This window comes from Lelliottia nimipressuralis (assembly GCF_041464075.1).
GTDB classification, from domain to species: domain Bacteria; phylum Pseudomonadota; class Gammaproteobacteria; order Enterobacterales; family Enterobacteriaceae; genus Enterobacter; species Enterobacter nimipressuralis.
In genome coordinates this window covers 3,981,628-4,005,959 of sequence record NZ_CP167172.1, presented here as the reverse complement: position 1 = coordinate 4,005,959, position 24,332 = coordinate 3,981,628, and the positions used below count along the sequence as shown (strand labels likewise).

The 24,332-nt window shown below is 52.5% G+C and carries 29 protein-coding genes and 1 pseudogene; 25 read left to right on the top strand and 5 right to left on the bottom strand.

Annotated elements, in window-relative coordinates:
* Nucleotides 1–9: 9 nt before the first annotated feature.
* Nucleotides 10–897: a 3-hydroxy-5-phosphonooxypentane-2,4-dione thiolase gene (lsrF, locus tag ACB496_RS19160; RefSeq protein ID WP_371973280.1), complete on the top strand. Its 888-nt coding sequence runs from the start codon at nt 10–12 to the stop codon at nt 895–897.
* Complete coding sequence (gene lsrG, locus ACB496_RS19155) at nt 894–1,187, top strand: (4S)-4-hydroxy-5-phosphonooxypentane-2,3-dione isomerase (RefSeq protein ID WP_100778831.1); 294 nt, start codon at nt 894–896, stop codon at nt 1,185–1,187. The genes lsrF and lsrG overlap by 4 nt, the downstream gene beginning before the upstream one ends.
* Nucleotides 1,188–1,272: 85 nt before the next feature.
* On the opposite strand, the gene ygjG is transcribed toward lsrG, so the two are convergent.
* Entirely contained in the window at nt 1,273–2,652 is a 1,380-nt protein-coding gene (gene ygjG, locus ACB496_RS19150) for a putrescine aminotransferase (RefSeq protein ID WP_181826894.1), read from the bottom strand.
* Between the two features lie 435 nt (nt 2,653–3,087).
* Here ygjG and ACB496_RS19145 point away from each other — a divergent pair, with 435 nt between their 5' ends.
* Both ACB496_RS19145 and ACB496_RS19140 read left to right on the top strand, forming a co-directional pair.
* Nucleotides 3,088–4,608: a PAS domain-containing methyl-accepting chemotaxis protein gene (locus tag ACB496_RS19145; RefSeq protein ID WP_371973279.1), complete on the top strand. Its 1,521-nt coding sequence runs from the start codon at nt 3,088–3,090 to the stop codon at nt 4,606–4,608.
* A 341-nt stretch (nt 4,609–4,949) separates the two neighbouring features.
* Complete coding sequence (locus ACB496_RS19140) at nt 4,950–6,509, top strand: methyl-accepting chemotaxis protein (protein ID WP_371973278.1); 1,560 nt, start codon at nt 4,950–4,952, stop codon at nt 6,507–6,509.
* Here the strand turns inward: ACB496_RS19140 and ACB496_RS19135 are convergent.
* On the bottom strand, nt 6,506–7,054 hold the full coding sequence (locus ACB496_RS19135; RefSeq protein ID WP_100778834.1) for a PadR family transcriptional regulator: 549 nt from the start codon (nt 7,052–7,054) through the stop codon (nt 6,506–6,508). The genes ACB496_RS19140 and ACB496_RS19135 overlap by 4 nt on opposite strands.
* A 235-nt stretch (nt 7,055–7,289) precedes the next feature.
* On the opposite strand from ACB496_RS19135, the gene ACB496_RS19130 reads away from it, so the two are divergent.
* Entirely contained in the window at nt 7,290–8,054 is a 765-nt protein-coding gene (locus ACB496_RS19130) for a siderophore-interacting protein (protein WP_371973277.1), read from the top strand.
* On the opposite strand, the gene ACB496_RS19125 is transcribed toward ACB496_RS19130, so the two are convergent.
* A complete protein-coding gene (locus ACB496_RS19125; protein ID WP_371973276.1) occupies nt 8,055–9,224 on the bottom strand; it encodes a DNA repair protein in 1,170 nt (389 codons plus the stop codon).
* 269 nt (nt 9,225–9,493) lie between these two features.
* On the opposite strand from ACB496_RS19125, the gene ACB496_RS19120 reads away from it, so the two are divergent.
* Nucleotides 9,494–9,817, top strand: coding sequence for a DUF1889 family protein (locus ACB496_RS19120; RefSeq protein WP_100778837.1), 324 nt, complete (start codon nt 9,494–9,496; stop codon nt 9,815–9,817).
* Nucleotides 9,818–10,008: 191 nt separating this feature from the next.
* Here the strand turns inward: ACB496_RS19120 and ACB496_RS19115 are convergent, their stop codons facing one another.
* Nucleotides 10,009–11,043 (bottom strand): tyrosine-type recombinase/integrase, encoded by a 1,035-nt coding sequence (locus tag ACB496_RS19115; protein WP_371973275.1) that lies wholly within the window; start codon nt 11,041–11,043, stop codon nt 10,009–10,011.
* On the bottom strand, nt 11,043–11,618 hold the full coding sequence (locus tag ACB496_RS19110) for a phage repressor protein CI (RefSeq protein ID WP_102104825.1): 576 nt from the start codon (nt 11,616–11,618) through the stop codon (nt 11,043–11,045). The genes ACB496_RS19115 and ACB496_RS19110 overlap by 1 nt, the downstream gene beginning before the upstream one ends.
* Before the next feature lie 133 nt (nt 11,619–11,751).
* Here ACB496_RS19110 and ACB496_RS19105 point away from each other — a divergent pair, with 133 nt between their 5' ends.
* From ACB496_RS19105 to ACB496_RS19015, 19 genes and pseudogenes are all read left to right on the top strand, one after another.
* Nucleotides 11,752–12,015, top strand: coding sequence for a hypothetical protein (locus ACB496_RS19105; protein WP_102104824.1), 264 nt, complete (start codon nt 11,752–11,754; stop codon nt 12,013–12,015).
* Between the two features lie 117 nt (nt 12,016–12,132).
* Nucleotides 12,133–12,471: a DUF5347 domain-containing protein gene (locus ACB496_RS19100; protein WP_102104823.1), complete on the top strand. Its 339-nt coding sequence runs from the start codon at nt 12,133–12,135 to the stop codon at nt 12,469–12,471.
* A gap of 66 nt (nt 12,472–12,537) precedes the next feature.
* Nucleotides 12,538–12,765 (top strand): DUF2732 family protein, encoded by a 228-nt coding sequence (locus ACB496_RS19095; protein WP_312069351.1) that lies wholly within the window; start codon nt 12,538–12,540, stop codon nt 12,763–12,765.
* Nucleotides 12,765–12,986, top strand: coding sequence for a TraR/DksA family transcriptional regulator (locus ACB496_RS19090; protein WP_102104821.1), 222 nt, complete (start codon nt 12,765–12,767; stop codon nt 12,984–12,986). The genes ACB496_RS19095 and ACB496_RS19090 overlap by 1 nt, the downstream gene beginning before the upstream one ends.
* A 1-nt stretch (nt 12,987) precedes the next feature.
* The gene (locus tag ACB496_RS19085) at nt 12,988–15,039 is read left to right on the top strand and encodes a replication endonuclease (protein ID WP_371973274.1); all 2,052 of its coding nucleotides are present in this window, start codon (nt 12,988–12,990) and stop codon (nt 15,037–15,039) included.
* Nucleotides 15,040–15,215: 176 nt separating this feature from the next.
* The gene (locus ACB496_RS19080) at nt 15,216–15,659 is read left to right on the top strand and encodes a DinI-like family protein (protein ID WP_107702802.1); all 444 of its coding nucleotides are present in this window, start codon (nt 15,216–15,218) and stop codon (nt 15,657–15,659) included.
* Nucleotides 15,660–15,992: 333 nt separating this feature from the next.
* On the top strand, nt 15,993–16,196 hold the full coding sequence (locus tag ACB496_RS19075) for a tail protein X (RefSeq protein WP_129036062.1): 204 nt from the start codon (nt 15,993–15,995) through the stop codon (nt 16,194–16,196).
* On the top strand, nt 16,187–16,408 hold the full coding sequence (locus ACB496_RS19070; RefSeq protein WP_102104818.1) for an HP1 family phage holin: 222 nt from the start codon (nt 16,187–16,189) through the stop codon (nt 16,406–16,408). Before ACB496_RS19075 ends, ACB496_RS19070 begins: the two co-directional genes overlap by 10 nt.
* Entirely contained in the window at nt 16,392–16,901 is a 510-nt protein-coding gene (locus tag ACB496_RS19065) for a lysozyme (RefSeq protein WP_107702803.1), read from the top strand. Before ACB496_RS19070 ends, ACB496_RS19065 begins: the two co-directional genes overlap by 17 nt.
* Nucleotides 16,898–17,242 (top strand): annotated as a pseudogene (locus ACB496_RS19060) (LysB family phage lysis regulatory protein); the annotation flags it as partial. The gene ACB496_RS19065 and the pseudogene ACB496_RS19060, both read left to right, overlap by 4 nt.
* Nucleotides 17,166–17,426, top strand: coding sequence for an Rz1-like lysis system protein LysC (gene lysC, locus ACB496_RS19055; protein ID WP_371973273.1), 261 nt, complete (start codon nt 17,166–17,168; stop codon nt 17,424–17,426). The pseudogene ACB496_RS19060 and the gene lysC, both read left to right, overlap by 77 nt.
* Nucleotides 17,419–17,886 carry a phage tail protein gene (locus ACB496_RS19050; RefSeq protein WP_371973272.1) on the top strand — a complete coding sequence of 156 codons (468 nt, stop codon included), beginning with the start codon at nt 17,419–17,421 and terminating at the stop codon, nt 17,884–17,886. Before lysC ends, ACB496_RS19050 begins: the two co-directional genes overlap by 8 nt.
* Before the next feature lie 233 nt (nt 17,887–18,119).
* Nucleotides 18,120–18,761 carry a phage baseplate assembly protein V gene (locus ACB496_RS19045; protein WP_371973271.1) on the top strand — a complete coding sequence of 214 codons (642 nt, stop codon included), beginning with the start codon at nt 18,120–18,122 and terminating at the stop codon, nt 18,759–18,761.
* Nucleotides 18,758–19,108: a GPW/gp25 family protein gene (locus ACB496_RS19040; protein WP_149044955.1), complete on the top strand. Its 351-nt coding sequence runs from the start codon at nt 18,758–18,760 to the stop codon at nt 19,106–19,108. The genes ACB496_RS19045 and ACB496_RS19040 overlap by 4 nt, the downstream gene beginning before the upstream one ends.
* Nucleotides 19,109–19,113: 5 nt before the next feature.
* Nucleotides 19,114–20,022, top strand: a complete 909-nt coding sequence (locus ACB496_RS19035) for a baseplate assembly protein (RefSeq protein WP_371973270.1) — start codon at nt 19,114–19,116, stop codon at nt 20,020–20,022.
* Complete coding sequence (locus ACB496_RS19030; RefSeq protein ID WP_231276065.1) at nt 20,015–20,545, top strand: phage tail protein I; 531 nt, start codon at nt 20,015–20,017, stop codon at nt 20,543–20,545. The genes ACB496_RS19035 and ACB496_RS19030 overlap by 8 nt, the downstream gene beginning before the upstream one ends.
* Nucleotides 20,546–20,556: 11 nt before the next feature.
* Nucleotides 20,557–22,599: a phage tail protein gene (locus ACB496_RS19025; RefSeq protein ID WP_371973269.1), complete on the top strand. Its 2,043-nt coding sequence runs from the start codon at nt 20,557–20,559 to the stop codon at nt 22,597–22,599.
* A 1-nt stretch (nt 22,600) separates the two neighbouring features.
* Entirely contained in the window at nt 22,601–23,020 is a 420-nt protein-coding gene (locus ACB496_RS19020) for a tail fiber assembly protein (protein ID WP_231275964.1), read from the top strand.
* A 118-nt stretch (nt 23,021–23,138) separates the two neighbouring features.
* Complete coding sequence (locus ACB496_RS19015) at nt 23,139–24,332, top strand: phage tail sheath protein (RefSeq protein ID WP_107702810.1); 1,194 nt, start codon at nt 23,139–23,141, stop codon at nt 24,330–24,332.

The window sequence follows — 24,332 nt, the reverse complement described above, 5'->3', positions numbered from 1 at the left end:
GGGGAGAACATGGCTGATTTAGATGACATCAAAGACGGAAAAGATTTCGGTATCGGCACGCCGCAGCAGAACGTGCCCTTTACCCTGAAGGGCTGCGGCGCGCTGGACTGGGGGATGCAGTCCCGGCTTGCGCGCATCTTCAACCCGAAAAGTAATCGCACCGTGATGCTCGCCTTCGACCACGGCTATTTCCAGGGGCCGACCACCGGGCTTGAGCGTATCGACCTGTCGATTGCTCCGCTGTTTGCCGAAACCGACGTGCTGATGTGTACCCGCGGGATTTTGCGAAGCACCGTTCCGCCAGCCACCAACAAACCGGTGGTGCTGCGCGCGTCGGGCGGTAACTCGATTCTGGGCGAGCTGTCGAACGAGTGCGTGGCGGTGGCAATGGAGGATGCGCTGCGCCTGAACGCCTGCGCGGTAGCGGCGCAGGTGTATATCGGCAGCGAGTTTGAGCACCAGTCCATCAACAACATTATCAAGCTGGTGGATGCGGGCAATCGCTACGGCATTCCGACCCTGGCAGTGACCGGCGTCGGGAAAGAGATGGCCCGTGACGCGCGCTATTTCTCGCTCGCCAGCCGTATTGCCGCCGAAATTGGCGCGCAGTTCGTCAAAACCTATTTCGTGGAAGAGGGCTTCGAAAAAGTCACCGCCAGCTGTCCGGTACCGATTGTGATCGCCGGGGGTAAAAAGCTGCCCGAACACGAAGCGCTGGAGATGTGTTTCCGCGCCATCGATCAGGGGGCGTCGGGCGTGGATATGGGGCGCAACATCTTCCAGTCCAGCGCACCGCTGGCGATGCTGAAGGCAGTGAAGAAAGTGGTTCACGAGAACATGAGCGCCCGCGAGGCGTTCCAGTTCTGGCAGGAAGAGAAACAGGGAGAGGTGAAATGAATGTGACGTTAGTGGAAATCAATATTAAACCGGAGCGCGTGGATGAGTTTCTGGAGGTGTTTCGCGCCAATCATGAGGGCGCCATTCAGGAGCCGGGAAATCTGCGTTTTGACGTGCTGCAGGACCCGCGAGTAAAAACCCGGTTCTTTATCTACGAGGCATACAAAGACGAAGAGGCGGTGCTGGCGCATAAGAAGACGCCGCACTATCTGGCCTGCGTGGAGAAACTCGAAGCGCTGATGTCGGAGCCGAGGAAGAAGCGGAGCTTTGTCGGGTTAATGCCGGCGTAAAAATCGCCGGAGGCACTGCGATTTACCCGGCCTACCGATTGCGTAGGCCGGATAAGTGCAGCGCTATCCGGCGAGAGAGTGGTCGTTACGCCTCTTCCACACTCACCCTCATTGCCGCCAGCGCCTTGCGGGCCGCTTTTAATACGGCTTCGCACTGCTCAATGGTCAGCGTCAGCGGGGGTTCGATACGGATGGTTTTCGAGTTGTTCAACGTCCCGGCCACCAACACGCGCTGGCGGAACATCTCGCTTGCGAAGTTGTAGCCGATTTCGTTATCCACAAACTCGATGGCCATCAGCATCCCTTTGCCGCGTGCATCCTGCACCAGATCCGGATACTCACGCCCTAACTGCAGGAAACCGTCCAGCAACATATCGCCTTTCTGCTCTGCCTGTGCGGGCAGGTTCTGCTCCAGCAGCACGTTGATGGTGGCCAGCGCGGCCGCACAGGCCAGCGGGTTACCGCCAAAGGTGGTGGTATGCAGGAACGGATTATCGAACAGTACCGAGAACACCTCTTCGGTGGCAACGGTTGCACCAATCGGCATCACGCCGCCGCCGAGGGCTTTCGCCAGGCACAGGATGTCCGGCTGCACGTTCTCATGCTCGCAGGCAAACATCTTGCCGGTGCGCCCCATTCCGGTCTGCACTTCATCCAGAATCAGCAGCGCGCCAAACTCGTCGCACAGCTTACGTACCGCAGGAAGATAGCCCTGCGGTGGCAGGATCACTCCGCCTTCGCCCTGAATCGGTTCGAGGATCACCGCAGCCACGTCGTCGCCGGTTTTACGGCACTCGGAGAGCACGGTACGCATCGCGTTAATATCACCGAACGGCACGTGGCGGAAGCCCGGCAGCAGCGGCATAAAGGGTTTGCGGAATGTCGATTTTGCCGTTGCCGACAGTGCGCCCAGCGACTTGCCGTGGAACGCGCCCGTGGTCGCGATAAAGGTAAATTTCCCGCGCGGCGACTGGTACGCTTTGGCGAGTTTCAGCGCCGCTTCGACCGACTCCGTGCCGCTATTGCAGAAGAAGCTGTATTTCAGCTTGCCGGGCGTTAATGCTGCCAGCGTTTTTGCAAGCATGGCGCGAAGCGGGTCGAGCAGCTCCTGGCTGTGAAGGGGTTGTTTCTCGAGTTGATTCTGTACGGCGGAAACCACAGTTGGATTACGGTGCCCCACGTTGAAAATTCCAAAACCACCCAGGCAATCTATAAACTCCTGTCCCTGGGTGTCGACAAGCGTATTTAGACTTCCCGCTTGCCACTCTACGGCTCCGTAATCCCCGCCAGCGGTAACAGATTTTCGGTACTCTAAAAATCCCGGATTCACATGTTCTTTAAAGTAATCAATCACCTCTCGATTAAGTTGTTTCATCTCCTCATGGTCAAGCGTTCGCTTTTCGATGAGATTCAGTGCGTGCGCGGTACAGGCGAGAGCCGAGGCGCTGGAAGGTAACCTGTTCAAAATGAGCTCCGGGGGATCGCGTATCACATGATACTGAATTAATTATTGCAGGGATTACGCCACTTCCCGTGACTTAACGAAAATCGGGATAAATGCCAGGTCAACATAATGTTGTGCAAAATTTAATCGCGCCGGAAGAAAAGATACGCGCTTTGCCGCTGGGCTATCTGGCCTGGCGAGTGCCCTGGAATTCGTCAATTGCACCCTTGTAGTGCATGGCCTGCCACTTAAGGAGGCGTTAACGGGTGGGCCTTTGTGGGTAATTTCTTTGCGAAAGTATTTGAAATCAATCAATTATAAATGCGTACAAAAAGTGCAGTTTAACTGCAATTTGCGATCTCGATCGGATTTAACAACTAAAGATAAATTATTTACCGCCGAAAAAAGATAAACCCACAAAATTAACATTCAAATAACCTGCAAGGGATGCCCATCATGTCCGCTCAACCGTATGTCACTCAGAATGAATATCCTCTGAACGACGATACCACCCTCATGTCCACCACCGATCTCCACAGCCACATGACCCACACCAACGACACCTTCGTGAAAGTGAGCGGCTACCAACTGGATGAACTGCTGGGCCAGCCGCATAACCTGGTGCGTCACCCGGATATGCCTAAAGCGGCCTTTGCCGATATGTGGTACACGCTGAAACAGGGCGAGCCGTGGAGTGGAATTGTGAAAAACCGCCGTAAGAATGGCGACCACTACTGGGTGCGCGCCAACGCCGTGCCGATGGTGCGCGGCGGAGAGGTGACGGGCTACATGTCGATTCGCACCCGAGCCACGGCGGAGGAGATCGCCGCAGTCGAGCCGCTGTATAAAGCCCTGAACGAAGGGCGCTGCAATAAACGTGTACATAAAGGGCTGGTGGTGAGTAAGGGCTGGCGCGGGAAATTACCGGCGATGCCGCTGCGCTGGCGAGTGCGTGGCGTGATGGCTGGTCTGTTTGTGGCACTGGCTGGCACGCTTATTGCCACTCATGCGAGCTGGGCGGCACTGGGCGCGAGCGCGCTGGTGATGCTGCTGGGCACTCTACTGTTCGAGCAGCAAATCGTGCGCCCGGTAGAGAATGTGGCGCGTCAGGCGCTCAAAGTGGCGACCGGCGAGCGTAACAGCGTTGACCATCTGAACCGCAGCGATGAACTGGGGCTGACCCTGCGCGCGGTCGGACAGCTGGGGCTGATGTGCCGCTGGCTGATCAATGATGTTTCCAGCCAGGTGGTAAGTGTGCGCGATGGCAGCGACCGGCTGGCGAAGGGCAATGAAGATCTCAACGATCGCACCCGCCAGACGGTCGAGAATGTGCAGCAGACCGTGACGACGATGAATCAGATGGCGGCGTCGGTGCAGAGCAACTCTGAAACCGCAGCCGCGGCCGATAAACTCTCGATAGTGGCGAGCGACGCGGCAGCGGAAGGGGGTCACGCGATGCAGACCGTGGTGAAAACCATGGATGATATTGCCGACAGCACCCAGCGCATTGGCTCCATCACCAAACTTATCAACGATATCGCCTTCCAGACCAATATCCTGGCGCTGAATGCGGCGGTTGAAGCGGCGCGTGCGGGTGAGCAGGGTAAAGGCTTTGCCGTGGTGGCCGGAGAGGTGCGTCATCTGGCAAGCCGTAGCGCCAGCGCCGCCAACGATATTCGCAAGCTGATTGATGCCAGCGCCAGCAAGGTGCAGTCGGGGTCCGATCAGGTTCACGCCGCCGGGCGCACCATGGACGACATCGTGGAGCAGGTGCAAAACGTGACGCGCCTGATTGCCCAGATCAGTCACTCGACCTCGGAGCAGGCAACCGGTCTGTCTGACCTGACCCGTGCGGTAGCCGAACTGGATGACATTACGCAGAAAAACGCCGATCTGGTGGAAGAGAGCGCCCGCGTCTCGGCGATGGTGAAGCACCGCGCCGGACGTCTGGAAGATGCGGTCACGGTTCTTCATTGATTCAGTAACGTTCAAGAAAAAGCCCGCTTGTTTCAGCTGAAATAAGCGGGCTTTTTTATTCCCGGCGTTGTAATTATATTTGCGCTGAAATGTTGATTTTATATTAAATAACTAAAGTAATTGGCTCAGTTATTTATCCCCACCTAACTCAATTTACCCCAACGCTATTTCAAAAACCGCCTGTCTGACGGTTAAGTAACGATCGATGGCGCGTTATTAATAGATTCAGCCTATCCATTGCAGTGGTTATGAAATATAAAAACGATCAAAGTCATAAAGTTAGCGTGAAAGTTACCGATAACGCTGATCGTCTGAGAAATAATCACATCGATGGAGTATATATGTTCTTACATGACGTAAAGATCGGCACAAAATTATTTCTGGCCTTTGGATTCTTAATTGTTCTGATGGTGGTGAGTGCCAGCCTGTCGCTTCTGAGCCTAAACCGGGCAAATAACGGGATGCAAACCATCATTACCCACGATTACCCGACGACGGTAAAAGCCAATCAGTTAATTGATAACTTCCAGGAATTTGTTAGCACTCAACAGCTCATGCTGCTGGATGAGCAGGGCAAGTATGCCGCCCAGTCGCAGCAGCGGCTGAAAGCGATCAGCGAACAGATTACCGTCATTCTGACTGACCTGAATAACTCCCTGAAAGACGCGAAGTCGCAACAGATCCTGACCGGCATCCGCGACGTGCGTCAGCAGTATCTCGACTCCCGCTATCGGATTTTGCAGGCCGTGCAGAACAACGACCGCGCGGGGGCGATCCAGGAGATGATGACCCACACCGTGGATCTGCAACAGGCTTACAAGGCCAAAGTGCAGGAGCTGATCGCGGTGCAAAACAGCGAAATGCAAAGCGCCGGAAAGCAGGTGGATGGCGATTTCAACACCAACCGCTTGCTGCTGGTGATCCTCACCGCGTTTAGCGTGCTGATCGGCAGTACGATTGGCTGGTTTATCGTGCGATCCATTACCCGTCCTCTGGGCGAGGCGGTGGCGTTTGCTGAAGCCATTGCTGAAGGCGATTTAACCCGCAACATCACCACCCGCACGAAAGACGAAACAGGCTTGTTGCTGCATGCCCTGATGGAGATGAAAACCCGACTGCTGGAAATTGTGCAGCAGGTGCAGTCCGGTTCGGAAAATATCTCCAGCGCGGCGGCGCAGATTGTGGCGGGGAACCAGGATCTGGCGGCGCGTACCGAAGAGCAGGCCAGTTCTGTAGAACAAACCGCGGCCTCGATGGAGCAGATCACCGCCACGGTGAAAAATACCGCGGCCCATACGGGGGAGGCGACAAACCTCTCCGCTGATGCGGCGAGCGTGGTGAAAAACAACGGCGAGATGATGAAGCAGGTGACGCAGAAAATGCGCCTGATAAACGAAACCTCTAACCGCATGTCGGATATCATCAACCTGATCGATGCGATTGCCTTCCAGACGAATATTCTGGCGCTGAACGCGGCGGTTGAGGCGGCGCGTGCCGGTGAGCATGGGCGCGGTTTTGCGGTGGTGGCCGGTGAAGTGCGCCAGCTGGCGCAGAAAAGCGCTTCGTCGGCCAGCGAGATCCGCCAGCTGATCGAAAGCTCAACCAGTCAGACCCAGGACGGGATGAACCTGGTGGAAAAAGCGAGCGGGCTGATTAACGGCATGGTCGGGAACGTGGAGGAGATGGACGTTATTCTGCGTGAGATCCGTCAGGCGAGCCATGAGCAGACGGAAGGCATCTCGCAAATTAACAGCGCGATTGGCCTGATTGACTCCACCACCCAGCAGAACTCTGCCCTGGTGGAGGAGTCGGTTGCGGCAGCGGCCTCGCTTAACGATCAGGCGATGCACCTGAATGAGCTGGTAAAAGTGTTCCGCGTACGCGAGGACGCGCTGGCTTAATCCAGCTGGGAGATCTCCAGCGCCGCGCGGTCGATCACGCCGATGATCTGTTTGAGCTGCGCGTCGCTGATCTCCCCCTGATTCACTCTCAGGTCGAGAACCGCTTTGAAATTATCCAGCGCCCGCTTCATCTGCGGGTTTTTACGCAGCTGGAAGCCCACGCAGCGCGCTTTAATACGTGCCTGAATGTGTTCCAGATGTTCCTGATTTTCGTCAAGCCACTGCTGCCCGGCTACGGTGATCGCAATCTTCCTGCGCCCGCCTTCCTCTTCCGAAATGGTAATAAACGCCTGATCCTGCAGGAAATCGAGGGTCGGATAGATCACGCCCGGGCTGGGGGTGTAGTTCCCCTGAGTCATGCTCTCAATCTCTTTAATCAGTTCGTAGCCGTGGCTGGCGTTACGGGTCAGAATCTCCAGAATCACCAGGCGTAACTCGCCGTGGCCGAAGAAACGCTGACGGCGTCCACCGCCGCCGCCGTGATGGTCGGTGCCGCGGCCATGATGGTGATGGTCTCTGTCGAAATCGTCGTGGGAATGTCGCATCGGTTTTCTCCTTAATTTGATATATCTAATTTATATCTAAAGTTATCGGATTAGCAATGCAGTTTTCTGTATTTGTGATATCTATATGAATTTATGGAATTTAATTATGAGTTGATGTGGCGGGAAACCATCGTGATGGCTATATCAAAAAAAGACTTGCAATCCCGTTTGTTAGCAATCATTATCATTTGAAATTTATTTAGATATATCGTATTCACTTCACGAAGGCATAAACATGACATCGACCCGCTACCCACAACGTGTACGCAATGAACTGCGCTTTCGCGAGCTGACCGTGCTCCGCGTTGAGCGTATAAGTGCTGGCTTTCAACGCATCGTCTTAGGCGGCGACGCGCTGGAGGGCTTTAGCTCAAAGGGTTTTGACGACCACACCAAAGTCTTTTTCCCGGCGCCGGGCGCGACTTTTGTCCCGCCGGTAGTCACTGACGAAGGCATCGACTGGGGCGACGGTGTGCGTCCTATGGCGCGTGACTACACGCCGCTGTACGACGAACCACGCCACGAACTGGTGCTCGATTTCTTTGTGCACGATGGCGGTGTCGCCAGCAACTGGGCGGTGCAGGCACAAGAGGGCGATAAACTGACGATCGGCGGCCCGCGCGGATCGCTGGTTGTGCCCGAAGATTACGCCTGGCAGCTGTACGTGTGTGATGAGTCAGGAATGCCTGCGCTACGTCGCCGTCTGGAGGCTATCGCACAGCTACCGGTTCGCCCGGAGATTCACGCAGTGGTGACCGTGGGTGACGAAGCGTATAAGGACTATCTGGCGCATCTGGGTGATTTCAACATCACCTGGATTGTCGGGCACAGCGAGAAGGCGGTGGCGGATCGGCTGGCGACGTTTAATGTGCCTGCGGGGGATTACTTTATCTGGCTAACCGGGGAAGGGAAGGTGGTGAAAAACCTGAGCCGCCAGTTTGAAACCGACGCGATTGATCCACAGTTGGTGCGTGCCAGCGCGTACTGGCACGCGAAGTAATCAGGCCACTTCGTCGAGCTGCGCTGCGTTCACCTGATGTTCAAGCGCGGCGCGCACGTCGTGCAGCGCTTTCTCCTGCTGGGCAAAATAGGACTCCATATTGCTCAGCGAGGAGACCAGCAGCCAGGACTCTTCTTTTTCCAGCTCTGCCAGTTCGTTCACTAATGTGTCGATTTGCTCGCGTACCTGCGCCATTTTTTTGCGAATACGTTCCAGATCGTTCAGGCGGTCACTTGCCATTAGCGGTTCAAAACCCTGCTGCAGACGCGCAACCAGCGAACGAATGGCTTTCACATCGCCGCGCTGTTTGGCCTGGTTGAGCTGCACCATCATGGTGTTGGCTTCTTCTTTCAGATCGTCTGCCACCAGATCCGGATGGCAGAGCTTACTGGCCTGACGCCAGAGCCGTTTCAGCTCGTTCTGATCCTCTTCCGACAGATCTTTGCCTTTGCGCAAACGCACTTCAGCATCGTGGTGCTGCTCGCGATATTTCTCGTACTCTTCGTTGGCCTCGTCCCGCGCCTGACGCGCTGGCTCCTCTTCGCGCGTTAAGCCCATTTCCAGCTCTTGTGCCTCGGCCAGCAGATTGGCAATCAGATCGCTTTGCTGCTGCAGATGCTTACGCGCCTCGGTGGCCTGCACGGAGTCGGCCGGCAGGGCACGCCAGCGCTGAGTCAGCGTTGCCAGCACTTCTACGGCCTGGGCCATGTATTGCTGGCAGCGGCGATAATCCTCTTCACGACGACGCGCCTCCGCCTGCTGGCGACGCAGGTTCAGCTCCGCCAGGGTTTTGCGCAGTTGCAGGATTTGTGACATCAGCGGGCCAAGGCGGGAGAAATAGAGATCGTTGAACTCGTCGAGCTGCTGTACGCGGGCGTTGCGGCGGTCAATCAGATCGCGCAGACGCTCTTCTAATGCTCTGAGTTCGAGTTTGCTGGCAGCCACCTGCGGGTCGCGCCACTGGGTCAGTGAGCGCTGACTCTGCAACCAGGCAGTGATGGCAGCCATCGCTGCCGTGTAGTTCTTATTCTCAAGCGCCGCGACGATCGCCTGTAGCTCATCGTCAAACGCTTCACTTTTCAGCCGTGCCAGCTGACTGTAAATGATGTCGTCATCTTCCAGTTCAATGGCATTTTTTATGATTTCTAGCCGCTTGATCGGTGTGCTCATGATGCCTTTCGCTTTAGCGCTTAAGTATTTGAGTTAAGGATAGTTGTGGTAAGAGCTACAGGAAATAATACACACGGATGATGATCGGCGCGACGAGGGATTTCTTTAGTTTTAGATGTTTGTGAGGGGGTTAATGGTTCGGGTGTGTGGATTGTGCAATGCTTTATGAATGTACCGGAGCGCTCAAGGGTAAGAGAGGGTTTCCGATACCGTGACAATCTCTTTGAATTTCCGATCAATTTCAGGCCCTGGTAAAGCGTAGTTACCAGATGGTTAATTTTAAGGATAAGAGTATGCCAACAGTCATTGAGAAAGCATTGGATTTCATTGGTGGTATGGACACTTCCGCGTCAGTGCCGCAGTCGATGGACGAGAGTACCGCGAAGGGAATATTCAAGTATTTGAAAGAGTTGGGTACACCAGCCAGCGCCGCTGATGTGATGGCGCGCGGCAGCCAGGAGGGATGGGATCCGGACTTCACCAAAAAAGTCGCCGGATGGGCTGAGAAAATTAACTCAACTGACCACGTCGTTATCAAGAACCCTGAATACTTTTCTGCGTATATGCAGGAGCAACTCCGGGAGCTCGTGTGAGTTATCCACGCCGCTGATTCAGAAATCCTGAAAAAACTAAGGGCTTACGTTTTGGCGTAAGCCCTTTATGTTTGGTGGCCCCTGCTGGACTTGAATAGCGACCAAGCGATTATGAGTTCCTACAGTAACAACCGAAAAACAATGGTTTATTTTAATTATCATTGACATACATTGCCATTGTTTGCCAGGGTTTACCCATTATTCGCCATTTCGACCGCCACTTTATCGCCACTCATCGCCAAAGGGTTGAGCTTAACGGCATCCTCTAAATGGTCTGGAGCAAAGTGCGCATATCGCATTGTCATTTTGATGTCGGTATGGCCGAGGACACGCTGCAAGACCAGAATATTTCCGCCATTCATCATAAAATGGCTGGCGAAGGTGTGGCGCAAAACATGGGTAAGTTGACCTGCCGGTAGTTCGATGCCTGTTCTTTCTAAAGCAGAACGGAACGCGCCATAGCATTCACTAAACAACCGACCTTTTCTTTCATCGGGCAGGGAGTTGTAAAGCTCTTTGCTGATGGGAACTGTGCGGTTTTTTCTGCCTTTCGTGTTGGTGTATGTGATTTTGTATTTCGCAAGCTGGCTTTGTTTTAAACTCTCAGCCTCTGACCACCGAGCGCCTGTGGCAAGACAGATTCTGACCACGGTTTGTAAGTCAGGGTGGTCGTGGCGTTGACACTCACCGAGCAGAAGCGCTATCTGGTCGTGAGTTAGCCAGGCCATCTCCATCTCTTCCGTGCGGAAAGGGCGCATATTTTTCAGCGGATTTTCACCCTTCCATTCTCCGAGGCGGTTTAACTCATTGAACACCGCGCGAAAGTAGGCCAGTTCAAGATTAAGGGTGCGAGGCGACACCTCTTTCACTCTGTTTGAACGGGCATATTCACCTTTCAACCGCTTTTCCCGGTAGCGGGAAAACATCTGCGCATCAAAATCACGCGCGCGCGGTTCGCCCATACACTCAAAGGCGTGGTGCATTGCTAACTGACGTTTTAGTCCATCTTTGAGAGTTATGCCGTGTGCGCTATACCACGCATCAATTAGCTCTTTTAGCGTGCGTCTGTCTTCTTTCTCTTCCTGCCAGGGATTTTGTACGGTGTACTGTTCGAAGGCGAGTGCCTCGCCTTTGGTGGCGAATTTTTTTCTAATTCGTTTGCCTTTTGCCCCGTTCGGATAAAGCTCGCAAATCCAGCCTCCTGCAGGGTTTTTACGGACAGTCATTACTTAATCTCGCTGTATATACCTACCACACGACCAAGCGTTTTTATCTCGCGGACTTCGCATTCAAAAGGCACATTTCCACCCGCAACGTGAAGCTTCTTACCTGGAAGTAAAGTCAAATCGCGGATATTGATGGTTCCTTCAATATCAATCAGCCAGAGACCGTCAGTCAGGGCCGCATCTTGTTCAATAAAGTGCAGTTTGCCTTCGGTACGAACAGCGATACCGTCTTTGAGCGCTTTACTAAAAAAATCAGCATCAATACTTAAAGTGGAATTTTTAACGAGTTCACCATCACTTAAAGTGAATGATGCGATCTCTTTGGGATCCGTTGCGGCGGGCTTTCCATCATATTGCAAACCTTCCCCGGTAAGTAACCATCGCAAGCTTGCCCCCGTTTCAAGAACGCATTGTACGGCGAAATCGTACGAAATTGTGCCACGAGAGTAGCGATTTTGAAGGGAACTGGCCGCAATGTTGAAGTGCCTTGCGAGCTGGATTTTTTGATTAAATCCATATACCTGGCAGATGCGGTCCAGTAACTCATCATTGTTCACTTGAGAATCAAGGATCAATATATACTCCTTTGGGTGTTTACTAATGCTCAAATGGGTATTAGTATTGTTGCTAATTCAGGAAAATCAATGGCTGAGGTTGGCAAACAGAGACCATTGATTGCAAACATTATCCAAATGGGAATCATGCAACATGGCTTCTGAAATCGCAATCATCAAAGTGCCTGCTCCAATCGTTACTCTGCAACAGTTCGCAGTGCTTGAGGGGGTATCTGAACGCACCGCTTATCGCTGGACAACCGGTGACAACCCTTGTGTACCTATTGAACCTCGCACAATACGCAAGGGTTGTAAGAAAGCCGGTGGCCCGATACGCATCTATTACGCTCGCTGGAAAGAAGAGCAATTGCGTAAAGCTTTAGGGCACTCCCGTTTTCAGCTCATCATCGGTGCATGACGCCATCTGAGTAAGTTCGATAGCTGATTGATTCATTTCTTTTCACTGTGCGTTTCATATTCCTGAAGCTACAGGGTGTTCCGAGAGTGGAACCCCCCTTTCATAAGGAGAGAAAGTATGGCTATTGAAGCTGATTCAGCAACCGTTCCACTCAAGACGAGTGAGCGTTTGGCGGGTCTCAATTATGTGGCAGAACTGCGTGCAAAATATTGGGGTTGCAACAGTAAAGAACTGGAATGTTTTATCGAGAAAATGCGTGAGAAGCACGACCCCTTATATGAAGATAATATTCGCGCGCTGGCAGCTATTTTTTATCTCGCAAAACTCCCTGTGGCTCGTCATGAACTGCAATTCAATTCACTGACGTATGATGAGAAAAAATCGCTTATTACTGCAATGAATCATTTCCGTGCAGTAGTGAGTTTATTTCCAAAACGGCTAACCATGCCGAATTAACCCTAAAAAAATACACTGGTGTAAACCCACCGGGCATCCCTTTGCCTAAATTCAGGAGATTACATAATGCGAAATAACGAAATCAATAAAATTGAAACAGATCCCGATAGTTTGGCGGTATTGCTGTCTGACGTTAAAAATGAAGAGCGTAAAGCACACGCTTTGGTTTTTTCTAAACGCCTTGAAGCAATGGCCCTCCATATTAGTTACCAGGGATTGAATAGTACCGAAGCTGCGGAATTGCTGCGTGGCGAGGCTGAACATCTTGAGTACGAATCTCAGGTGCAACACTAATGGCTGACGCAATGGATCTCGCACAGCAACGCGAGCTGGAAGAGCGTGAGCGTTACATCAACAGCGCTCGTAGCCGAATTACTGCGCCTTCTCGTCTCATTTGCGAAGCCTGTGATAGCCCAATCCCAGAGGCTCGTCGCATTGCCATCCCTGGGGTGGCATATTGTGTGACCTGCCAGGAAATCACAGAGCTAAAAAACAGAAATTATCGGGTTGGATGACTTGGCTATTCAGCTCGCTTACCCATGGAACGCAGCGCGACCTGCAATAGCCAGCCCATATCTGACCTATGAGCAACAGTATCGCCGCGACCGTATATTCGCGGCTTTACTGCATGCGAGAAAGGCGCTTTCTCTCCAGCCGGAGTGCGTGCGTTTTGATATTTACCGCACTGCTGCGCTGCTGGAAAAAAATAAGGGCAGCCAACGAGCCAACGCTTTTTTAATCAGCTTTTGCAAAAAGGCATTGCCACGCGTTGAGCGGGTCGCAAAAAAATACGAGTGTACGGGTATTAATCGCAATGTATCAGCCGCTGTTTTTGGTGGTCATTTCGATACCCAGATTATGCAATATCTGGCATCACGCATGGTCAATATGGTCGCCAGATATAACCGCCTCCCGGACATGTCGCGCGCCGATATTGACCTGCTGTCCGCTGATATTGCTAATTTCATTCGCGCTGAACTGGCTAACATTGACGACATTGGGGTTAGCGAGCTTAAAACGCTGTACACCTGGTACATGCGTGCCGGTTTTATATCCCTGCAATTCAACATTACTCCGCCGCAGTGGGAGAAAGTCACAAAGAAATATGTCGGGGAGGATGTCATTGCACCGGCAGTAATGCGCATGTTCAGTGAAGTGTGGTGGCGTGGTCGTTTGCGCCGTATTGCGGCTGCATGGCGCGAACACCTGCAAATTGCCGTTGGCAATGTCAGCAAAAAACGGCACGCCTACGCGAGTAAAAACTGCGTGACCGACTGGCGCGAGCAGAAGCGCCGCACGCGTGAATTTCTTAAGGGGCTGGATCTTGAAGACGAAGACGGCAACCGCATCAGCCTGATTGAAAAATACGACGGTTCGGTCGCTAATCCTGCGATACGCCGCTGCGAGCTAATGACCCGCATCCGTGGGTTTGAAAATATCTGCAATGAGCTTGGTTATGTTGGGGAGTTTTACACCCTGACCGCGCCGTCTAAATATCACGCAACTACAAAAGCGGGCTACCGTAACAGCAAATGGAACGGAGCCAGCCCGTCGGACACGCAGAGCTATCTAACCGGCCTGTGGGCGCGTATTCGCGCCAGGCTGCACCGGGAAGACATCCGTATTTTCGGTATCCGTGTTGCTGAGCCTCATCATGACGGTACGCCGCACTGGCACATGCTTATGTTCATGCTGCCAGAAGATGCAGAGCGTGTACGCCTCATCATTCGCGATTATGCGTGGGAGGAAGACTGCCAGGAACTGAGAAGTGATAAAGCTAAAAAGGCACGCTTTCATGCTGAGGTCATTGATCCGGCAAAGGGCAGCGCGACCGGCTATGTCGCTAAATACATTTCCAAAAATATCGACGGTTATGCTCTTGAGGGTGAAACCGATGACGAAAGCGGTGAGCTACTGAAAGAGACTGCCGCTGCCGTTTCGGCATGGGCGGCGCGCTGGCACATCCGTCAGTTTCAATTTATCGGCGGTGCGCCAGTGACGGTCTACCGTGAGTTGCGTCGTCTCGCGGATACCGAGACCGCGCACGGCCTGAGCGTTGAGTTTGCCGCCGTCCACGATACCGCCGACGCCGGTGACTGGGCCGGTTACGTTAATGCGCAGGGTGGGCCGTTTGTCCGTCGCGATGATTTGCAAGTGCGCACGCTGTATGAGCCTCGCACCGAATTTAACCAGTATGGCGAGGAAATCGTTTGTATTCGTGGCGTGTACGATTCCGCCGTCGGTGCAGGTACTCCAATTTTAACCCGGCTCACACAATGGAAAATTGTGCCGAAGCGGGCCGTTGATTTGGCCGTTGACGTTAAGGGCGCTCCTGCGCCCTCTTGGAGTTCTGTCATTAACTGTACGGAGAGTGAAAGCGATCCTCCGGTATTCGCTTTATCAAGGCCCTTAGGCCTACGTAAAAGGCGGCTATTGAAGGCTCAACTCAGGCTGCCAGAGCAGGATATTGATATTTATTGCGGGCGTGAGATACAGGTTGATCAAGCGCGTTGGCCAGACGACTTGAAAAGCCTTTCAACGCCAGTGAACGCTTCGTCTGAGGGCTGAGTGTGAACCCGAATTAAGTGAAATCCGAAGTTTTTTTAGCCGTTGAAGGTTGCGTGCATCCCATTAATATCCATCGATATCATGAAGATACATATGCTACCCCTGATTTTTTTCTTCCCAGCTTTTAGTAATACGTGCTACTGTATGCATATACAGTTACTCATGGTGGAGGTTGTGTGGACAGAGAGTTAAACGAGCAAGTTATGATTGAGCGAGTCGAGATGATTGCCCGTCTGACAGCTGAAGGAACTTGCCAGGAAAGAGATCGTGAAATTGCCCTGAATTTAATCGCTGAGATTGCGAGAGGGAACTTGATGAAAGGCAATGCCTTTACAGTTGTCTTTTCAGCAACGCCTGCACCAGAAAGATTAAAAAAGAGGGGAGGCTACGTGAAAGTCAATATCGCCTTAGACCAAGAACAAAAAATAGGACAGACGATGGTTGATGCCTTTCAATATGAGCTGACCCGACGAATTCATTCTTTGTTCCCATCAACGCATGTCACCGTTAAAAAGGGTTCTGTGACAGGTGTAGAATTGAGGGGCTTTGATAAAGAGTCCGACCGTGAAGCCCTGGACAATATTCTTCAGGAAGTCTGGGAAGATGAGAGCTGGCGATAGCTATTAATACTCAGCCCATCAAAGGTTATATCCCTAAACAGGGGCTGCTGATACGAACATAGTTAATGCAGTATATGTTAGCACGCCCCCAACCTTATTTTTCCACTCCAGAGTTGTAGCGTTCCGTTTCTGTAGCTCTACGTTCACCTGATTTTATTTACGCTGCTCATTGTCTCATCAGTGGCGGGCATTATGTATTTTGTCATTTATATGAGGGCTTCCAGCGATAAAGGAATGTTGTGCGCGTGATTGCACGTCTGTAAGCAGTAGCCGATTTAACACCTGCTCTGGAAACTATCTTAGATCCGAAAATCCATTTGTTGGGAGCATTTGATGAAGGTCTACGCAATGCAGGGGGACACGCTTGATGCTATTTGTGCGCGTTATTACGGGCGTACTGAGGGCGTCGTTGAAACAGTGTTAGAAGCAAATCCCGGTCTTGCTGCTTCAGGCGTTATTGTGCCACACGGCAAGGCGATTGAAATTCCTGAGGTTGATAGCGCAGCAAAAGCTGAGGCTGTGCATCTATGGGACTAAGCTTGGAAAAAATCACCACGTTTGTTGCTTATTGGTTAGCCGTTTGCCTCGCCTATTTTGGGGCAATGTCACCTGAAAAAGTAGCACTCTACGTGGGGGGGATGTGTGCCATTTTTACGGCGCTGACGAATTACTGGTTTAAGCGCAAAACATACCGTTATCTGACCTCACTCGGGTTTGATGAGAAGGCGATTCGTGAATTCAATCATTAAGCGCTGCAGTGTAGCCAGCGTACTAATGTTCGCAGCCCTGCTGCCAGACTTTCATTTGCTGAAAACGTCTCCTGAGGGATTAGCGCTGATTGCCGATCTTGAGGGCTGTCGGCTGAGACCTTATCAGTGCAGTGCGGGTGTGTGGACGTCAGGTATTGGCCATACGGCTGGCGTTGTGCCTAAAGAAGATATCAGTGAACGCGAAGCGGCTGTAAATCTTGTTGCTGATGTGCGCAATGTTGAGAAGAGACTTTCTGCGTGTGTGTCAGCCGAAATACCCCCTCGTATATATGACTCGTTGGTTAGTTTTGCCTTTAACGTTGGCGCGGGAGCCGCATGCCGGTCGACGCTGATGTCATTTGTTCAGCGCCAGCAGTGGCAACAGGCATGCGATCAGTTTCCGCGCTGGGTATATGTGAAAGGTATCAGGAATACTGGTCTTGAGAATCGACGTATACGGGAAAAAGCATATTGCATCAAAGGGATTCCATGAAAGTCCTGCTACTTATACTGGCCGGGCTGCTTGCCTCAGTACTGTGGTTGAGCCGCGAAAATCTGAACCTTTCTCGATCATTCGAAAAAGTAAATCAAGTTGCTGGCGAGCAAAAAAACATTATTGCAAACCTGAAAAATCAACTCTCTGTCTCACTGCGAGTAGCCCGAGATAATGAAAACGCGCAGGTCAGGCTGCGTGACGAACTTTCAATGTTGAGTGAGCAGCGGGCAAAGCGTGAGGAGACTATTACAAGGTTGATGAATGAAAATGAAGCTTTACGCCGTTGGTACCGTGACCGTCTGCCTGATGTGGTGCGCCGCTTGCACACCCGCACCGGCTGTGCCTCCGCTGCACGCTGTCTACAACATCTGCCCGAGAGTGAGCTCATGCCCAATGCCAGGCAGCGAACCGATGATTAATGGCGATCTAAGTGCAGATATACGCAGGCTCGAGCAGGCATTGATTACCTGCGCGCTGCAAATCGAAACCATCAAAGAGTGTCAGGGTAAAAGTAATGAATAAACCAAATAGCTTACGTCAGGCATTAATTGACGCTATTCCACAGCTTAGTGCTCACCCAGAAATGTTGCGCTTCTCTGTTGAGAACGGAAATATTGATGCACGTCTCTCCGTCTCATTATCATTTGAGAAGAAATATACACTAAAAGGTCTTGTTAAAAATTTTGTCGGCGAATCCAATCAACTTTTCGTGCCGCTGTTAGCTTGGCTTCGGGAAAATCAACCTGATATTTTCACGCTGGATGAAGGGCGTAAAAATGGCTATCTCTTTCAGATAGTCATGAATGAAGATGAAAGTAAAGATATTAGCTTCAGTCTGCAATTGACCGAGCGGATTCTTGTCACAGAGGAAAATGGCACATTACGCGCCAGTTATTCTCCTGAACCACCGTTACCTGCACCTGTTACTCCACCTAAAGAGTTGTACATTAATGGGGAACTCGTCAGCCAGTGGAGTGAGTAAATTGCAGGTGATAGAAGCCTGAGTAAAAACGATACCGTATGGGTTCTGAAATGAACTTAATGACCTGGATTTATATTTAGAGGATTGTCTGTTCTCGGCGATAGCGTGTTTAGCGCTCAGGGTGTTGTTTTACGCATGTAAATTATCATGCCCTGCGGTCGCAAATTGTTGTTTCATCCAGCAGAAAACTTAGCCTCATTGCTGCTGCTCTGAACCCTCGGCATTCTCTCCTCATGAATACGCTAACTTCAATCCACGGTATCGCTCGTGCAATCCGTAATCTTATCCGCATCGGCGTAGTAACAGATGTCTCTCTTCAGGAGGGGCTCTGTCGCGTCCAGACCGGAGGGATGAAAACTACGTGGCTCAATTGGCTGACCTGTCGTGCTGGCCGCGCACGGGTGTGGTGGGCGCCTTCCGTTGGCGAGCAGGTACTGGTTCTTGCCATTGGCGGCGAGCTCGACACCGCCTTTGTGCTACCGGGTATTTTCTCGGATGACCATCCTGCCCCCTCTGCTTCTCCTGATGCGTTTCACGTCTCGTTTCCTGATGGGGCAATGATTGAGTACGAACCAGAAAATGGGGCGCTTACTGTCTCCGGGATCACAACCGCCAACATCACGGCTAGCGAGTCCATCACGGCCAGCGTCCCTGTTGTGCTGGTTAAAGCTGAAACCCGCATCACCCTCGATACACCCGAGGTGGTCTGTACCAACAAGCTGATTACCGGCTCACTCGAAGTGCAGAAGGGCGGGACGATGAGAGGAGACATCGGGCACACCGGCGGGAAGTTTACCTCCAACGGCGTGCAGGTGGATGACCATGCACACGGCAATGTGCAGAGCGGCGGGAGCTGGACGAAGGAGACCAAATGACAGTGCGCTATCTTGGAATGAACAGCCAAACCGGACTCAGTATTTCTGAGGCCGACCATATCAGGCAAAGCGTGCGCGACATTCTGGTCACGCCGGTTGGCTCACGAGTGATGCGCCGTGAATACGGCTCGCTTCTTTCAGCGCTGATTGACCAGCCGCAGACCCCGGCTTTGCGCCTGCAGATTATGGCTGCGTGCTACTCCGCGATTCAGAAGTGGGAACCTCGTGTGAGTCTTTCGACCATCATCTTTGAACACCCTAGCGATGACGGAGCGCTGTTTGTCGATATTACTGGCGCACGCTCGACTTCAGGCCAGCCTTTTTCCCTTACCATTCCACTGAGTTAAACGTTATGGCTATTGTAGATCTAAGCCAGCTCGCCGCCCCCGATGTCGTGGAAGAGCTGAATTATGAAATCCTTCTTGCAGAACGAAAGGCGACCCTCATCTCCCTGTATCCAGAAGATCAGCAGGAGGCTATTGCACGTACTCTGACGCTTGAATCTGAGCCCATTGTGAAGCTTTTGCAGGAAAATGCTTACCGGGAAGTCATCTGGCGTCAGCATGTTAATGAAGCGGCGCGTGCGGTCATGTTGGCCTACGCAGCCGGGAATGATCTCGATAATATTGGTGCAAATTATAACGTCACACGTCTTGTGATCACCCCAGGGGATGAGTCCTCGCTACCGCCCACGCCTGCGGTGATAGAAGCTGATACCGATTATCGCCTGCGTATCCAGCAAGCCTTTGAGGGAATGAGTGTGGCTGGCTCAACCGGCGCATATCAGTTTCATGGCCGCAGTGCTGACGGCAGGGTTGCGGATATTTCTGTAATTAGCCCCGAGCCTGCGAACGTGACCATTTCGGTATTGTCTCGCGAAAATAATGGCGTGGCCTCAGAAGAACTGCTCGCCGTCATCCGAAATGCTCTCAATGATGAGGACGTAAGGCCGGTCGCCGATCGCGTCACAGTGCAATCGGCAAATATTATTGACTATAAAGTCGACGCCTCACTATTTCTTTATCCAGGCCCTGAAAGCGAGCCGGTGCTCAGTGCAGCAAAGGCGAAGCTTAAGAGTTATATCAGCGCCCAGCACCGTCTCGGGCGAGATATCCGTAAATCGGCTATTTATGCCGCCCTTCACGTTGAGGGGGTGCAACGTGTTGAGCTGGCCGCACCGTTGGCTGACATCGTGCTCGATAGTACACAGGCTTCCTGGTGTAGTGAATATAGCGTAACCATCGGGGGCAATGATGAGTGACGCCCGCCTGTTGCCGGTCGGCTCCTCGCCGCTTGAGGTGGCGGCGGCGCGAGCCTGTGCCGATATCGAAAATACGCCGATCCCCCTGCGCCGTCTCTGGAGTCCCGATACCTGCCCGGCAAATCTGCTGCCGTGGCTTGCCTGGGCGTTTTCGGTCGACCGTTGGGATGAGAGTTGGCCGGAAGAGACCAAACGCGAGGTGATCCGCGCGGCGTGGTTTATCCATGCGCACAAAGGGACGATTGGTGCGGTGCGCCGGGTGGTCGAGCCGCTCGGGTATCTGATTAACGTGACGGAGTGGTGGGAAACCAACGACCCGCCCGGCACATTCCGCCTCGATATCGGTGTGTTAGAGACAGGCATCACCGAGGAAATGTATTACGAAATGGAAAGGCTGATTGCCGATGCAAAACCAGCCAGCCGTCATCTTATTGGTCTGAATATTATTCAGGATATTCCGGGGCATCTGTATTACGGCGCCCTGAACTATGACGGCGATATCACCACGGTTTACCCCGGATAAGTGAGAGCACAATGACAGTAAAATATAAAACCGTTATCACCAAAGCCGGTGCTGAAAAGCTGGCGGCGGCGAGCGTCCCGAACGGGAAGAAAGTCAATTTTGTGGCGATGGCCGTCGGGGATGGCGGCGGCAAACTGCCCGAGCCGAACGCCAGCCAGACAAAACTGGTCAATGAAGTCTGGCGTCATGCGCTGAATAAAATCAGCCAGGATAAAAAGCACAAAAACTATGTCGTCGCGGAGCTGGTGATTCCACCTGAGACCGGCGGTTTTTGGCTGCGCGAAATGGGGCTTTACGATGACACCGGCACGCTGATTGCGGTCGGCAATATGGCAGAAAGCTACAAGCCCGAGCTGGCGGAAGGGTCAGGGCGCGCGCAGACGCTGCGCATGGTAATCATGGTGAGCGATATCGAGACGGTCGAGCTGTCCATCGATACTACGCTTGTGATGGCAACGCAGGATTATGTCGACGACAAACTTGCGGAGCATGAGCAGTCACGTCGCCATCCCGACGCCACGCTGAAAGAAAAGGGTTTCACGCAGTTAAGCAGTGCGACCGACAGCGCGTCTGAGATACTTGCAGCCACACCGAAAGCGGTTAAAGCAGTCTATGACTTCGCCAGCGCGAAGTATACGGCTCAGGACGCGACCACGGCGCAGAAGGGGATTGTCCAGCTCAGTAGCGCGACCGACAGTGTGTCTGAGTCGCTCGCCGCGACACCGAAAGCGGTGAAAACCGTCAATGATGAACTGGCCGGTGTTAAAAGTAGTCTGGGAACGGCGGCAAAAGCTGATGTTGTCACCTCAATGATAGACACGACTGCCGGGAGAGTACCGGTGACTGGCTGGATGGGGTTAGGTGGGGTAGCACCCCGAACGCCAGCTGTAGCGAGTAACAGTTATGACAATATCCCGACGGATTTGCCTTCCGGTTTCTGGACGCACGCCGTGAGTGGTGGGCCTTACGCCTATACCTTCACGCTTTATCAGGATGGTGGTGCGGTAAAACAAAGCCGTCACCTTATTATTCCATCCGATCCCAAAGGGAAAGTCGCTATTCGATGGGATGGGGCGATCGCGACGGGTAGTAAAGACTATCAGTATGTTTTCACTGATAAAAACCCTGACACCAGTAAAGTGGCAAAAGCTGGTGATAGCATGACTGGAACGCTTAATCAGGATGGAATTCCCTCGGCAACCTACAATTTTTCATCACTTTCAGGTGGGCCTACCGGAGGTAAAAACTATCTTCGAAAAATGCGTGGCGGAACGGGTGATACCATCTGGCATGAGACGGTTCAGGGACAAGAGTACAGAATCGCAACCGGGAATACGGATGCCATTACTGAATTCAGTCTTACACCAGCTCGGGCTAGATTTCGATCTGAGTTAATGAGTGATAGCGCAAACAGTTACCGAATTGCCTATGGGAATTACGGAACATTCTGGCGAAACGACGGCAACAGACTTTATCTGATGTTGACAAACTCCCTCGACCCGCTCGGACCATATAACAGCCTGCGTCCATTTTATGTCGAAATTTCAACCGGCAAAGTGACCATGGGGCACGGTCTCGCTGTGAACGGTGGTATCACAGGCTCCGGTCAATTTGTGCCATCAGATTACAGCAACTTTGATGCTCGCTACTACACAAAAGCACAATCAGATGCGGGATATATGCCGCGTACCGGGGCATATACCAAAGCCGAAAGCGACGGACGTTTTCAGCCCAAAGGCTCGTTTGCTGCACCAAACTCGGCATCAAAGGCGGCGAATGGATGGTGGCAATGCGGAAGTACCGGCATTATTGAGCAGTGGGTGCAGGGGGCGACAATGACCAGCGAGACGACGCAGGCGATCACATTCCCTAAAGCGTTTCCGTCAGCCTGCTTATCAGTTTCGGTCAGTACATTAAACGCCAACGGTAGTAGCAATACGGAAGGGATGTTCCAACTGATCTCAAAAACAAATACGGGCTGTGTTGTCATGGCAAACAGGGCTTACGGCAGCATCGGGCAAGTCGCTGTAATTATTCAGGCTAAAGGGTACTGATATGAATAGTATTTATTATAGTGCTGAACTGTCTGGCTTTTACTTTGAGTCCGACAGGGGGCTTTATGAAGCGGTAGGAAGCTGGCCTGCTGATGCGTCAATCATCTCTCAAAGCTGGTATCAGCATTTAATCGAAGGGCAGACCAAAGGTAATTCAATTGTGCCGAACGAAGAGGGTATGCCAGTACTTAAAGCTATTGAGCCTGATTACCCTGCAATGGCGGAGTCGCAAAAGCAAATGCTCATCAGTGATGCGATGCAGTCAGTGAGTGTGATTCAACTCAAACTGCAGGCAGGTCGGACACTCACTGAACTCGAAGCAGCAAAACTGTTCGCTGTTCTGGATTACATCGATGAGGTTGAAAAAATCGATACTGTATCAGTGACACGCCCGGTTGACTGGCCGCAACTCCCCGAATAAATAAAGCCCTCCTCCGGAGGGCTTATTGTTGTGTAATCCCCGCTCCAACCCCTTCCCGTCGCGCTTGCAAGGTATGACGTTGACAATAGTCTCACCACTAAACCACGGAGTTAAATGGATGAGCGACTATCATCACGGCGTGCAGGTCATCGAGATTAATGACGGCGTGCGCACCATTTCCACTGTCTCAACAGCCATCATCGGCATGGTTTGTACCGCCAGCGATGCTGACGAGACGGTTTTCCCTCTTAATGAACCTGTGCTGATTACTAATGTGCAAAGCGCTATTAGTAAAGCCGGCAAACAGGGAACACTATCATCTTCACTACAGGCGATCGCTGACCAGTGCAAACCGGTCATTGTGGTTGTACGTGTGGCCGAAGGTGTCGAAGACCCTGAGGCCCCCGACGCGGCTCAGAAACAAACGATTTCCAACATCATTGGTACCACGGACGAAAACGGCAAATACACCGGCCTGAAAGCGCTGTTGACGGCGCAGACTGTCACCGGCGTTAAGCCGCGCATTCTTGGCGTGCCGGGGCTGGATTCGCAGGAAGTAGCGACTGCGCTTGCCGCTACCTGTCAGAGCCTGCGTGCCTTTGGCTATGTCAGTGCGTGGGACTGTAAAACCATTTCCGAGGCCATCGACTATCGCAAGAATTTCAGCCAGCGTGAGCTGATGGTGATCTTCCCCGATTTTCTGGCGTGGGACACTACGACAAACGCAACAGATACCGCATGGGCGACGGCGCGCGCGCTGGGCCTGCGTGCCAAAATCGACCAGACAACCGGCTGGCATAAAACCCTGTCAAACGTCGGCGTGAATGGCGTCACCGGTGTTAGCGCCTCAGTCTCATGGGATTTGCAGGAACCGGCGACCGATGCCAACCTGCTTAATCAGGCTGGTGTGACCACGCTGATCCGCAATGATGGTTTCAAATTCTGGGGTAACCGCACCTGCGCGGATGATCCTCTTTTCCTGTTTGAAAACTACACCCGTACCGCGCAGGTACTGGCCGACACCATGGCGGAAGCACATGCGTGGGCGATGGATAAACCGATTACCCCGACCCTTATTCGCGACATCGTGGCGGGCATTAATGCCAAGTTCCGTGAGCTGAAAAGTAATGGTTATATCGTCGATGGCTCCTGCTGGTACGACCCTGAGTCCAACGATGTTGCGACGCTTAAAGCGGGCAAACTGTATATCGATTACGACTATACCCCCGTCCCACCGCTGGAAAACCTGACCCTGCGCCAGCGCATCACTGATACCTATCTGGCGAATCTGTCAGATTCGGTCAACGGCTAA